Source organism: Geobacillus proteiniphilus (assembly GCF_001908025.1).
In the GTDB taxonomy this organism is placed as follows: domain Bacteria; phylum Bacillota; class Bacilli; order Bacillales; family Anoxybacillaceae; genus Geobacillus; species Geobacillus proteiniphilus.
Genome location: NZ_MQMG01000001.1, coordinates 1 through 12,982, shown reverse-complemented (window position 1 = coordinate 12,982; position 12,982 = coordinate 1). Strand labels below are relative to the sequence as shown.

The window sequence follows — 12,982 nt, the reverse complement described above, 5'->3', positions numbered from 1 at the left end:
ATATGCTAACGGGAAAACAAAAACGATTTTTGCGCGCTCAAGCTCACCATTTGAAACCGATTTTCCAAGTCGGCAAAGGCGGTGTGACGGAAGCGATGACCGAACAAATTGCGGCGGCGCTCGAAGCGCGCGAGTTGCTGAAGGTAAGCGTTTTGCAAAACTGTGAGGAAAACCGCTATACCGTCGCCGAGCAGCTCGCGGCCGGAACGGGGGCGAAAGTCGTGCAAGTGATCGGCAACACGATCGTCTTATACAAAGAATCGAAGGAGCATAAACAAATCGTTCTGCCTGACTGACAACGAGAGCGGCCACGGCAGGCGGCGGGAGGAAAGAAGATGGGAAAAATCGGGATTTTCGGCGGCACGTTTGATCCGCCTCATTACGGTCATTTGCTCATGGCGAATGAAGTGCTTGACGCCCTTCGGTTGTCAGAAATCTGGTTTCTGCCCAACCGCCTTCCTCCCCATAAGCAGCACGAACAAGTGACCAAAAGCGAAGACCGGCTGCGCATGCTCGAGTTGGCAGTGGCGGGCCATCCGCGCTTTCATATTGAGACGATCGAGCTTGAGCGCGAAGGGCCTTCGTATACGTACGATACGATCCGGCAGCTTGTCGCGATGCATCCCAATGACGAGTTTTATTTCATCATCGGCGCCGATATGGTCGAATATTTGCCCCATTGGCACCGCATCGATGAGCTCATCGAGTTGGTGACGTTTGTTGGCGTCAAGCGGCCGGGGTTTTCAATGGAAACGCCGTATCCGGTCATCGAAGTTGAGGCGCCGCAGTTTGCCGTTTCTTCCTCGCTCATCCGCGAGCGGGTGCGAAACGGGCAGACGATTCGTTATCTTGTGCCGGAAGGCGTTAGACTTTATATTGAGGAGAAGGGGCTATATGGAGCGAGAACAGGCGTTACTGATCGTGAAACAACAGCTGACAGAGCAGCGCTACGAGCATACGCTTGGCGTTGTCGATACTGCCGTTAAGCTGGCCAAGCAATACGGCGCCGACGCGAAAAAGGCGGAACTGGCGGCGATTTTCCACGACTATGCCAAATTCCGTCCGGTCGAGGAAATGAAACAAATCATTTTGGCGCAAAATATGCCCAACGATTTGCTTGCTTACAACAGCGAGCTATGGCATGCGCCCGTTGGCGCCTATTTGGTGCAGACAGAAGTCGGCATCGACGATCTAGAGGTGCTGGATGCCATTCGCTACCATACGTCCGGGCGGGCGGGAATGACGCTGCTTGAAAAAATTATTTATTTGGCCGACTATATTGAACCAGGGCGCCGCTTCCCCGGCGTCGACGACGTACGTCGCTTGGCGGAAGAAGACCTCAACCGGGCGCTTTTGCAGGCGGTGAAAAATACGATCGCGTTTTTGCTTGAGAAGCGCCAGCTCATTTATCCAGATACGATTCATGCGTACAATTCACTCATGCGTGAAGTGAAGGGGGAAGCAAAACGGTGACGGAACAAGAGGCGTTGCAGCTTGTCGTCCGCGCGGCGGATGATAAAAAGGCGGAACAAATTGTCGTCTTGAACATGAAAGGCATTTCGCTTGTCGCCGATTATTTTGTCATTTGCCATGGCAATTCGGACAAACAAGTGCAGGCCATCGCCCGCGAAATTCAAGACCAAGCGGAAGAACACGGCCTAGTGGTGAAGCGGGTTGAAGGATTCCATGAGGCGAAATGGGTGCTTGTCGACTTGGGCGACATCGTTGTGCATGTTTTTGCCAAAGAGGAGCGCGAGTATTACAACCTCGAACGGCTCTGGGGGGACGCCCCGACGGAAGACGTCGCGGCTGTGCTGCAGCCATGACGTACGGCCGCTTCGCCGACTGGTATGATGCGCTCATGGCTGAGGCGCCGTATGACGCATGGCAATCGTTTGTTGAACGGGCATTCGCCCAATACGCCAAACGGCCGGGGAGACGGGTCATTGACATCGGCTGCGGGACGGGAGAGCTTGCCATCCGCCTTGCCAAGGCGGGATGGCAAGTATCCGGCGTCGACGTGTCCGAGCATATGCTCGCCGTCGCCCAGGCGAAAGCCGAAGCGGCGGGAGTGGAGGTGCTGTTTTTCGAGCAAAACATGGCGGAGCTCGACGGGTTTTCTGATCTGGATGGCGCCTTCATGTTTTGCGATGCTCTCAACTATTTAACGGATGAAGAGGATGTGAAGCGGACGTTCGCCGCCGTCTCCCGCGCCCTTGGCGGCGGCGGGCTGCTTTTGTTTGATGTCCATTCGGTCTACAAAATGGACGTCCTGTTTCGCGACGCCGTGTTTGCGGACCAGGACGACGACCTCAGCTACATATGGACGTGCCATCCGCTTGACTGGCCGCACAGCGTCGGGCATGAACTGACGTTTTTCGTTCGCCGCGGCGAGTGGTACGAGCGCTATGACGAATGGCATGAACAGCGCACGTTCGAGCGCGCTGTCTATGAGCGATGGCTCGATTCCGCTGGCTTTGAGGTGCTCGAGGTGACCGCCGATTTCACCGATGCGCCCCCGACCGAGACTGCGGAACGGTTGTTTTTCGTCGCGCGGAAGCGGTGAGTGGCGGGGAGAGTGAGAGACAGGATAGACGAAAAAGAAGGCGTTGTTGCAAAAAGTTGATGGAACATTGCTAAAAAAAGCCGGAGAGGCTTTTTTTTTTACGTGGATGTGGAAATTAAGGAGTGTGTGGATCATCATAAAGTGCTGTCAAGATTGACACGTTTCGACCTATGTGCAAATGAAAGATGGGAAAAATTTAAAAAAGATGTGTGATTTAGAAGGATTATGAAGATATTGGTCGAAATATACAAAACATAGGACAAATGGTCTGAGAGAAAACGTCTGGTGGGGTTGAACTGAAAATGAACGATGTTTATGCCCATACGCCGCGGGAAAATGGACAGGAATGGCATCGGTTGGACGAACATTTGTTAAGCGTAGCGGAAATGGCTCAATCATTCGCCGCTCCCTTTCAAGGGGGAAGAGTGGCTTATTTATGCGGCCTTTTGCATGACTTGGGAAAATTCCATCCTCTTTTTCAAGAATATTTGAAAAAGCAAGCAGATGGGGAAATGGGCCAAAGCGTCCCTCATGCGATTTGGGGAGCGGCGTTGATGTACCAAGTGTATTGGGGAAAAATGCGCAATCGATATGCCTGGCAATGGTTTTCGCTGCCGATCGCCGGCCATCATGCGGGTTTGCATTCGTCTCACTATTTATCATCTACCCTTGAACAGAGCTTAAAAGAACAACATTTTCGGGAAGTCTTAAACCAAGCCGAATCGTTCCTAAAGGAATTCGTATTTCCATGCATGCAAAGTGTGGAAAACGTTTGTTCGTTTTCTGAAACGGAAAGGGAGATGTGGATTCGCTTGATCTTTTCCGCGCTTGTTGACGCTGATTATTTAGATACAGAGCGCCACTTCCAGCTGGAGCTTTCTTCGCTCCGAACGCCTGTGGCTTCGATAACGGATTTATGGAATCGATTTACCGCCGATCAGGAACAATTAACAAGCCGCACGGATGATACAGCGGTGAATCGGATGAGAAGGGAAGTGTATGAGGAATGCGTCTGCGCCGCCTCCAGACCGCAGGGAGTATATCGGTTGACTGTGCCGACCGGAGGGGGGAAGACGAGAAGCAGTTTAGCTTTTGCATTGAAACATGCGGTGGAACATGGACTTGACCGCGTTATTGTCGCCATTCCGTATACAAGCATTATCGAGCAGACGGCGGATGTATACCGCGGCATTTTCGGGAACGATGCGGTGTTGGAGCACCACAGCCAAATTGAGGTGGATGATGAGAAGGAAGAAGCGGATGAACGGCTCATCCAACAACGCCTCGCTGCGGAAAATTGGGACGCTCCCCTCATTGTCACGACAACCGTGCAGCTGTTTGACAGCCTGTTCAGCAATCGTCCAAGCAAGGTGCGCAAACTGCATAACTTGTCGCGCAGCGTCGTAATTCTCGATGAGGTTCAAACGCTCCCGACAGAACTGCTAAAGCCGACATTAGATGCATTGGCCATGTTGGTGCGTCATTGTCAGACAACCGTTGTCTTATCGAGCGCCACTCAGCCGTTTTTTGAGGAAAGCCGATTTTTGGATGTATTTTCCGAAATAGAGGTCAAAGAAATGTTGCCGCTTCCGACCGTGAATCGTCATTTTCGACAAATGCAACGAGTGGACTATGAGATATGGAAATCACCCGTTTCGTTGCTGCAGCTTGTCCGTTTCATTCGCCAACATAAGCAATTATTGGTTGTCTTTAACACGAGGAAAGAGGCGAAAGAGTGCGTTGAACTTCTTCAAGAGGACGAGGGTGTATTCCATCTTTCCACCCTTCTTTGCGGCGCACATCGCCGCCGAATTTTAGAGGAAGTTCGTGAACGTCTAAAGAAAAATCAACCTGTCCGCCTCATCAGCACCCAAGTGGTGGAAGCAGGGGTTGATTTGGATTTTCCGATTGTCATGCGCCAAATGGGGCCGCTTGACCGGATTGTACAAGCAGCAGGACGCTGCAATCGCGAAGGAAAAATGGATAAAGGAAACGTGATTATTTTTGAAACAGAAGACATGCCAAGTCCAAAAGGACCATATCGAACAGCGATGGAAACAGCACGGTTCTTATTGGCTCAACGCCATCCTAATGATTTGCATGATCCCAATATATTTCGGGAATATTTTCGTCGTTTATTCGCCTCGGTGGATGTGGATTCGAAAAACATCCAAAAAGATCGGGAAACACTTGATTATCCATTAGTTGCCGAAAAATATCGCCTTATTGATCAGGATACGGTTTCCGTCATCGTTCCATATGCAGAGGCGTCGGAATACTTGCGAATGTGGGAATCTTCTCCGTCCCGCTATTCGTTTCGCCGTTTGCAACCGTATATGATCCAGTTATATCGTTTTGAGGCGGAAAAGCAAGAAAAGGACGGGTGGCTGCGGGAGGTAGCGGACAATGTCTATGAGTGGCTTGGTGACTATGATGAACGGATAGGAATTAAAGAAGAAGTTTACGATCCACTCAGTCTGATTGGATAGAAACGGCGATGGAAAGGAGACATGAAATGCAACGTCGAGCGAAAGTGCAGGTGAAGGTGTGGGGGGAGTATGCTTGTTTTACAAGACCAGAATTTAAAGTCGAGCGCATCAGTTATCCGGTGATGACGCCGAGCGCAGCGCGGGGGGTATTGGAAGCGATCTTTTGGAAGCCGGAATTTCGCTACGAGATTCGACAAATCGGGATTTTAAGTTTAGGGGGTCAGCAGGCGATTTTGCGTAACGAACTTAAAAACAAACAAGGTAAAAAACCAATTTTGATTGAAAACGATCGTGCTCAACGAACGAGCTTGATTTTAAAAAACGTTGCTTATTGGGTTGTTGCGGATATCGTTTTAACAGGACGAGCAGTGGATCCAGTCGCCAAATATCGTGACCAGTTTAACCGCAGGGTTGAAAGGGGGCAGTATCATCATACGCCATATTTAGGAACAAGGGAATTTGCTGCCAATTTTTCACCTATAAACGAAAAGGATGTCGTGCAGCCTATTGATATGGATATCGGCACAATGTTGTTCGATCTCGCTTTTATCGAAGACAATTCCAGAAAAGAAATGGAGTTTCTCCGTCATGATGAAACAGGGACGCGAACGGTGGCTGGATTCGCAAAGCCCATCTTTTTTGAGGCAAAAGTAGAAAACGGCTGGATGCATATTCCAAAAGAAAGATATCAACAGTTATATGTATTGGAGGGCCAAGATGCTTTACGAGTTGATTGAGTTGGCGGATCAGTTGCAGAGGAAAAAGAAAATGCCTCCTCTTTGCTATGAAAAAAAACTGATTAATTGGATTATCGATTTAAGCGGAGCGACCCCTTATTTAAAAGGCCCATTTGAAAAAGGGGAGTATCGCATGATTGAAGCTCCTATTCGACAGAGATCGGGACAATTGTCCGAGAACAACGTGAAACCATATTTATTAGTGGACGATGCGCGATATGTGTTGGGAGTTCCAGAAAATAACGAACCAAAAAAGATTCGTGAAGCACAGCTTGCGCATCAGGAATATGTGCGACTCATAGAAGAGGCCTATGATCACACAAATATGGCAGAGCTAAAAAGAGTTCTTGACTTTCTTCAAAGCTCTTTGAAAGAGCAGTTTTTTTCATCGATCAGGCCAAGAGATATTGTTACATTTCAAGTAAATGAAGAATCGCTGATTTGCGAGCATCCGAAAATCCAGCAGTTTTGGGTTCAACATTTAGAACAAGAGCTGGCGTCTAACGATAAAAACAATTGTGCGATTTGCAGAAACTACGCTCCTTATGTGCGCATTTTTCCAAGTGCGATTTCATTATTTGGCCAACGGCGCGGACTAACAAGCTTTAATGAAAAAGCCTTTGAATCGATGGGCAAAGACCAGACGAATAATGCGCCTATATGTTTTCAGTGCGCAACGTTGACTGTAGACGTTTTCAATTACTTGTTGCGGGAAGATAAACATCATGCAGAGTTATATAGAGACAAAAAAAAGAGAGACGATTTGCAAGCTCAAATGGCTGTATATTGGATCAATGATTCCATGAATGAAGGGGAACGAGGAGAAATTCAAATCGACGAGAGTGTGCTCGCTTCTATACTTGAATCAGGATCTTTTGAAGACGGGACAAACAACTTAACACCTCCCCCTGAGCTAAAGCAGTTGGAGGAATTGCTTGCTCTTCCGAAAACGGGGCGCGAGCAGGCGCTTCATTTAGACAAGACATTCTTTCACATGGCTGTCCTTTCAGCCAATAAAGCGAGATTAGTCATTCGTGAATGGATTCATACATCGATTTCTCAATTGCTGATGCATCTGGAGAGATATGCGGCGGCTGTACGCATCGTTCAACCGACTGGGGAAAAAGGCCATTTATTGCCGCTGGCATCTTTGATTCGAGCTGTTGATATGTCACCAGGGCTGGTGCGGCAATGTTTGCGCACGATTTATCAAGGAGCTTTTCCGCCTGCTGAATTGCTGCCGTTAGCGCTTCAACGTTTCCGCTCTTCGAAAGTATTGAGTGATCCGAAGGAAACGTGGAGATACCATTCATCAGCCAGCTTGTTAAAACTCGCTCTCACATATGGAAAGGAGGAAGCAAATACGATGCAGTCGTTAAACAACCATTACTTGCAGCCATCCTATATTTGTGGGCGATTATTGGCCGTATTGGAAGAAATTCAACGGCGCGCTTCAGGATACCGAATTGGAAGCACAATCGTTGATCGATTTTATGGCGCGGCTTCTACGGCTCCAGCATCGACATTTGGTTCATTGCTGAGGCTTTCGACAACAGCTCATCTGCCGAAAGTGTCTGTTGAGCTTGGCCGTTTGCTTGAAGAAGTGATGAAACAGCTGGATGAAGCTGGTGGTTTTCCGACGATTTTCAATTTAAGAGAACAGGCAGAGTTCGCGCTTGGTTTTTATCATCAACGCGCTGAGTTCCGCAGTCGCCATCAAAGCAATCAAACAAATGGAACGGGGGAAAGCCAATGATGGAGCGCTATATCGATCCGACAAAACGTCATGAATTTGTGTTGCTTTTTGATGTCAAAGATGGGAATCCAAATGGGGATCCAGATGCGGGCAACATGCCGCGTGTCGATCCGGAAACGATGCACGGCATTGTGACCGACGTTGCTATCAAGCGGAAAATTCGCGATTACGCCGCGATGGTATTAGGCAAACCGATTTTTATTCAAAGCCAAACAGCTTTAAACACAATCATTTTTCAGGCATATCAAGACATTGGAGTGAAGCTGGCGACGATCGAGCTGAATGAAGAAGAAAGTGAAAACGAAGAATTGATGAATTGGCTTTCACAGCTTGAGGAAAAAGGATTGGTGCTGGAAGACAATCGGGTGATCTACACTGGCGAGGATGTCAAAGAGAAGGATATTCGTGAAAAATTAACGGAAGGATTGGATGAGGCCGGTCTTAAAAAACAGCTGGAAAAGCCATTGCGAAATATGGCGAAACGTTTGGCACAGGCGGCAAATAATATGAAAATTGATGAACAAACACGCCAAAATGCGCAAAAGGCTTTGTGTCGAAAGTATTATGATGTCCGCATGTTCGGGGCTGTGATGTCAACAGGGCTGAATGCTGGTCAAGTGCGCGGGCCGATGCAGCTGACATTTTCTCGCTCAATTGACCCGGTATTTCCATGGGATTTGACCATCACACGCTCCGCGATCACCAAAGAATCGGATCGCCGCAGAAAACAAACGGAGATGGGAAGAAAGCCGTTAATTCCATACGGCTTGTATCGATTGCATGGATTCTACAATCCATTTTTAGGAGAAAAAACAGGGGTTACTGCGGAAGATTTAACTGATTTTTGGGATGCGCTCGTCCATTTATTTGCATTTGACCATTCTGCGGCTCGGGGAGAAATGAATGTGAGAGCACTGTATATTTTTAGTCATGAAAATGCGAAAGGGTCAGCTCCAGCCCACAAACTGTTTGAATTAGTGAAAGTGGAGCGGCGCCAACAGGAAGCGCCAAGGTCATTCAATGATTATGTTTTGCTTGGACCGGCAGATGAGGGGCAAAAAGACGTTTTTCTTGAAGGGTTTCCTGGGGTCACCGTGACGCGCCTTGTATAAAACGTTGGCGAAAGGGTTGGTTTTATGCAGTGGACTGAAGATGAGTGGATTATGCTATCGGCTTTGCAACATTATGTGTACTGCCCACGTCAATGTGCATTGATTCATCTCGAACAGACTTTTGAGGAGAATGTTTTTACACTGAGAGGGAATCGGGTGCATGAACGGGTAGATACACCGGAAGGAGAACAGTTGGGAGACAGAAGAGTAGAGCGTGCTTTGCCAATCTGGTCGGAACGTTTAGGGATTATAGGAAAAGCAGATTGTGTAGAATTTCTTCCTGATGGAACGCCATATCCAGTGGAATACAAAGCCGGAAAACGAAAAACGAAAGAGGCGGATATGGTGCAGTTGGCGGCTCAAGCTCTCTGCCTAGAAGAAATGTTCGATCGACCGGTGGCAAAGGGGGCCTTATACTATTATCAGTCAAGAAGACGGTTGGAAGTAGACGTGACCAAACCTTTGCGGCGACTTGTGGAAGAAACGATACAAAATGTAAGAGAAATGTTGCAAAACGACCGATTGCCGCCACCCGTCAATGATGCGCGATGCCGTGATTGCTCGTTGCAGGACGTTTGCATGCCACAGGTTCCTGCGAACGTAGCCGCTTGGATAAGCGAGGAGAACGATCATGATTAAAGTATTGTTGAATACGCTATACGTTCAAACGCAACAGTCGTATATACGGCTTGATCATGAAACGATTGTCGTTGAGGTGGAAGGGGCAAAGACATTGCAAGTCCCTATCCACCATATTGGTGCCATTGTTATGTTTGGACATGTTTCGATCAGCCCGTATTTGCTTGGCAAATGTGTCAACCAAGGCGTTTCTGTCATTTGGTATGATGCATATGGCCGTTTTTTGGCCCGAGCCACTGGCAGAACAAATGGAAATGTATTGCTTCGAAGAGCACAACATCAACTATTGGAAGATGAGAAAAGGATGCTCCATATCGCTTCACGTTTTGTATCCGGTAAAATTCGCAACAGCAAAAGCGTGCTGCAACGGGCGATGCGTGATTATCCAGAGCAGCGAGCGAGGTTGGAGCAATCTGTAAAGCAACTAGACCAAAGTTTACGTAATATTGGAAAACAATCGACATTGGATGAACTGCGGGGAGTCGAGGGATACGCCTCATCTGTCTACTTTGAAGCGTTCGCATCGCTCATACGGTCAGATGAGGACGGATTTTTTGCCTTTACCTTACGGTCTCGGAGGCCTCCTCGGGATCCGGTCAATGCTTGTTTATCATTTGCTTACAGCATTTTAACACAAGACTGCATCTCGGCATTGGAGGGGGTGGGGCTTGATCCGCAAATCGGTTATTTGCATGCGTTGCGGCCTGGGAAGCCATCATTAGGTTTGGATCTTGTTGAAGAATTCCGGCCTTACTTGGCTGATCGATTTGTTCTGACATTAATCAACCGGAGGCAACTGGATAAAAGCGATTTTGACATGCGCCCGGGTGGAGCTGTATTTTTGAATGAAAAGGGGAGAAAAACCTTTTTGGCTGCTTACCAAAAACGGAAACAAGAAGAAATCCAGCACCCCATTATCAATCAAAAAGTTCCGCTAGGTTTGTTGCCTCACGTACATGCCCGATTATTAGCCCGGCATTTACGGGGGGATATTGCCGAGTACACTCCATTTGTCATGAGGTGATCATTATTGGATATTTTAGTGACATACGATGTAGAAACATTAGAACCAAGCGGTCAAAAACGGTTGCGGAAAGTGGCGACCATTTGCCAAAATTTTGGACAGCGGGTGCAAAAATCAGTGTTCGAATGTAGCGTCAGTCAAGCGCAGCTGGAAGAAATGGAGCATCAATTGTTGCGTGTCATTGACTTGGAAAAAGATAGTTTGCGGATATATACATTGTACGGCAGCCGGTCAAAGGCGGTTCGTGTCTATGGAAAAGATTATTACGTTGATTATAATGATCCCATCATTTTGTGATGACAAAGATGACAAAATGCCGATGATATGTGCGGCAAGAAGAGAATGATACGCGAACATAAAGCGATGCTGAAAAATAGGGGGGATCGCGATGAGCGGAAAAGCTGGTTATAAAGCCGAAGATGGAAAATGGATCAGTGATCATTGTAACTTTGATCCAAGCGGAATGTGTAAGTTCGCGTTTTTATGTCTTGAAATCTGCTCAACACAAGATATCTAAACGCGGGCGTTGCACCCGGCTACCAAGCCGGGTGAGGATTGAAACATACTGATCTCGCAAACGGACAAGCAGGTCAATAGTTGCACCCGGCTACCAAGCCGGGTGAGGATTGAAACATGGTGGGGGAGCTCCCCCACACCCCCCGTCGCGTTGCACCCGGCTACCAAGCCGGGTGAGGATTGAAACGAGTGTATCGAAGTCATACGCGCTGGGGAGTTTTTGGTTGCACCCGGCTACCAAGCCGGGTGAGGATTGAAACCATGAATCGCTCGGCCATATATGGAAGATCGCACGGTTGCACCCGGCTACCAAGCCGGGTGAGGATTGAAACGCTTTGAGCAACTTTGTATCAACACGGCTGCTGTGAGTTGCACCCGGCTACCAAGCCGGGTGAGGATTGAAACCAAGTCTTCCGCATGCTGGATAAAGACCATCAAAGTTGCACCCGGCTACCAAGCCGGGTGAGGATTGAAACCAGAGGACATCATGTCGCGTCTTGAAAAGGACATGTTGCACCCGGCTACCAAGCCGGGTGAGGATTGAAACATAGCCGGCGCCGGAATTGGAATGAAGTGGCCGTGCGTTGCACCCGGCTACCAAGCCGGGTGAGGATTGAAACAACGTATGCGATCCCTAAGATTTGGGGCGAATTGGTTGCACCCGGCTACCAAGCCGGGTGAGGATTGAAACACCGCACCAATATCCACACTTTCGATGATAGATAGTTGCACCCGGCTACCAAGCCGGGTGAGGATTGAAACAAAGTGGAAATGCCACTGATCGATAACATTATCGAGTTGCACCCGGCTACCAAGCCGGGTGAGGATTGAAACACGAAGGCTTTTGACGCGTACGAGTACAACGCTTTAGTTGCACCCGGCTACCAAGCCGGGTGAGGATTGAAACAAAGAAACAGTTGGAAAGAAAGTGAAAGTACTAGGGTTGCACCCGGCTACCAAGCCGGGTGAGGATTGAAACTGAATATGGGGCCAATCGAAGGCGGCGACACACCGTTGCACCCGGCTACCAAGCCGGGTGAGGATTGAAACCGAATGGAATGAATGGTTTGAAAAAGGGATGGAGGTTGCACCCGGCTACCAAGCCGGGTGAGGATTGAAACTAGTTGGTGGGGTGCATGGGATGACACCGATCAGGTTGCACCCGGCTACCAAGCCGGGTGAGGATTGAAACATAAAGCAAAAACACACTATCCCCAGCACGGGTGAGTTGCACCCGGCTACCAAGCCGGGTGAGGATTGAAACACGATGTTCATCATTACGGCCGCCGTTGGTGAAAAAGGTTGCACCCGGCTACCAAGCCGGGTGAGGATTGAAACCTCCCGTTTCCTCAAATTAAACTCGATGGTCGCTGTTGCACCCGGCTACCAAGCCGGGTGAGGATTGAAACACAAGTTTTTCTATCTTTGAGTTTGGTATCATTCGTTGCACCCGGCTACCAAGCCGGGTGAGGATTGAAACATCTTCGATAATCGTACAATTAAAATCTTTATCAAGTTGCACCCGGCTACCAAGCCGGGTGAGGATTGAAACTTTGCTTTCACCGTCCGGTGCATCATCTATAAAAACGTTGCACCCGGCTACCAAGCCGGGTGAGGATTGAAACACCGCACCAATATCCACACTTTCGATGATAGATAGTTGCACCCGGCTACCAAGCCGGGTGAGGATTGAAACTCGTTCGTCATGTCCCATGCCTGTCACCTCGATTGTTGCACCCGGCTACCAAGCCGGGTGAGGATTGAAACTTTTGTCTGTTCACTATTTCACCCCGCTTGTCCAGTTGCACCCGGCTACCAAGCCGGGTGAGGATTGAAACACAAGTTTTTCTATCTTTGAGTTTGGTATCATTCGTTGCACCCGGCTACCAAGCCGGGTGAGGATTGAAACAAACAAGTCTTCCCAAACTTGCAGGAAAATTCTAGTTGCACCCGGCTACCAAGCCGGGTGAGGATTGAAACAAAATGCGAACGTCCAAGCTGTTGTCGGCGCATATGGTTGCACCCGGCTACCAAGCCGGGTGAGGATTGAAACGAAGCGAAGCGGATTAAAGCAATGATCGCCAGGCAGTTGCACCCGGCTACCAAGCCGGGTGAGGATTGAAATCAAAATGCGAACGTCCAA

At 48.6% G+C, this 12,982-nt stretch carries 13 protein-coding genes and 1 CRISPR repeat array; all 13 genes read left to right on the top strand.

What is annotated here, in order from left to right; all coding sequences use genetic code 11:
* Positions 1–2: 2 nt before the first annotated feature.
* The gene (yhbY, locus tag BRO54_RS00060; RefSeq protein ID WP_074042725.1) at positions 3–296 is read left to right on the top strand and encodes a ribosome assembly RNA-binding protein YhbY; all 294 of its coding nucleotides are present in this window, start codon (positions 3–5) and stop codon (positions 294–296) included.
* Between the two features lie 39 nt (positions 297–335).
* Entirely contained in the window at positions 336–986 is a 651-nt protein-coding gene (locus BRO54_RS00055; RefSeq protein ID WP_074042724.1) for a nicotinate-nucleotide adenylyltransferase, read from the top strand.
* Positions 895–1,473 carry a bis(5'-nucleosyl)-tetraphosphatase (symmetrical) YqeK gene (gene yqeK, locus BRO54_RS00050; protein ID WP_074042723.1) on the top strand — a complete coding sequence of 193 codons (579 nt, stop codon included), beginning with the start codon at positions 895–897 and terminating at the stop codon, positions 1,471–1,473. The genes BRO54_RS00055 and yqeK overlap by 92 nt, the downstream gene beginning before the upstream one ends.
* The gene (rsfS, locus tag BRO54_RS00045; RefSeq protein WP_011231999.1) at positions 1,470–1,826 is read left to right on the top strand and encodes a ribosome silencing factor; all 357 of its coding nucleotides are present in this window, start codon (positions 1,470–1,472) and stop codon (positions 1,824–1,826) included. Before yqeK ends, rsfS begins: the two co-directional genes overlap by 4 nt.
* Positions 1,823–2,566 (top strand): class I SAM-dependent DNA methyltransferase, encoded by a 744-nt coding sequence (locus tag BRO54_RS00040; RefSeq protein ID WP_074042722.1) that lies wholly within the window; start codon positions 1,823–1,825, stop codon positions 2,564–2,566. The genes rsfS and BRO54_RS00040 overlap by 4 nt, the downstream gene beginning before the upstream one ends.
* Before the next feature lie 302 nt (positions 2,567–2,868).
* Positions 2,869–5,055, top strand: coding sequence for a CRISPR-associated helicase/endonuclease Cas3 (locus BRO54_RS00035; protein ID WP_074042721.1), 2,187 nt, complete (start codon positions 2,869–2,871; stop codon positions 5,053–5,055).
* Between the two features lie 26 nt (positions 5,056–5,081).
* Positions 5,082–5,792 carry a type I-C CRISPR-associated protein Cas5c gene (cas5c, locus tag BRO54_RS00030; RefSeq protein ID WP_074042720.1) on the top strand — a complete coding sequence of 237 codons (711 nt, stop codon included), beginning with the start codon at positions 5,082–5,084 and terminating at the stop codon, positions 5,790–5,792.
* Positions 5,773–7,548 carry a type I-C CRISPR-associated protein Cas8c/Csd1 gene (gene cas8c, locus BRO54_RS00025; protein WP_074042719.1) on the top strand — a complete coding sequence of 592 codons (1,776 nt, stop codon included), beginning with the start codon at positions 5,773–5,775 and terminating at the stop codon, positions 7,546–7,548. Before cas5c ends, cas8c begins: the two co-directional genes overlap by 20 nt.
* The gene (gene cas7c / locus BRO54_RS00020) at positions 7,545–8,660 is read left to right on the top strand and encodes a type I-C CRISPR-associated protein Cas7/Csd2 (RefSeq protein ID WP_074042718.1); all 1,116 of its coding nucleotides are present in this window, start codon (positions 7,545–7,547) and stop codon (positions 8,658–8,660) included. The genes cas8c and cas7c overlap by 4 nt, the downstream gene beginning before the upstream one ends.
* Positions 8,661–8,684: 24 nt before the next feature.
* Positions 8,685–9,299 carry a CRISPR-associated protein Cas4 gene (gene cas4 / locus BRO54_RS00015; protein WP_074042717.1) on the top strand — a complete coding sequence of 205 codons (615 nt, stop codon included), beginning with the start codon at positions 8,685–8,687 and terminating at the stop codon, positions 9,297–9,299.
* Positions 9,292–10,323: a type I-C CRISPR-associated endonuclease Cas1c gene (gene cas1c, locus BRO54_RS00010; protein WP_074042716.1), complete on the top strand. Its 1,032-nt coding sequence runs from the start codon at positions 9,292–9,294 to the stop codon at positions 10,321–10,323. Before cas4 ends, cas1c begins: the two co-directional genes overlap by 8 nt.
* A 6-nt stretch (positions 10,324–10,329) precedes the next feature.
* Positions 10,330–10,620 (top strand): CRISPR-associated endonuclease Cas2, encoded by a 291-nt coding sequence (gene cas2 / locus BRO54_RS00005; RefSeq protein WP_025949257.1) that lies wholly within the window; start codon positions 10,330–10,332, stop codon positions 10,618–10,620.
* A 91-nt stretch (positions 10,621–10,711) separates the two neighbouring features.
* Positions 10,712–10,840, top strand: a complete 129-nt coding sequence (locus BRO54_RS20760; protein ID WP_275651036.1) for a hypothetical protein — start codon at positions 10,712–10,714, stop codon at positions 10,838–10,840.
* Between the two features lie 8 nt (positions 10,841–10,848).
* Positions 10,849–12,964: direct repeats of the CRISPR family, unit length 37 nt; unit sequence GTTGCACCCGGCTACCAAGCCGGGTGAGGATTGAAAC.
* Positions 12,965–12,982 lie beyond the last annotated feature (18 nt).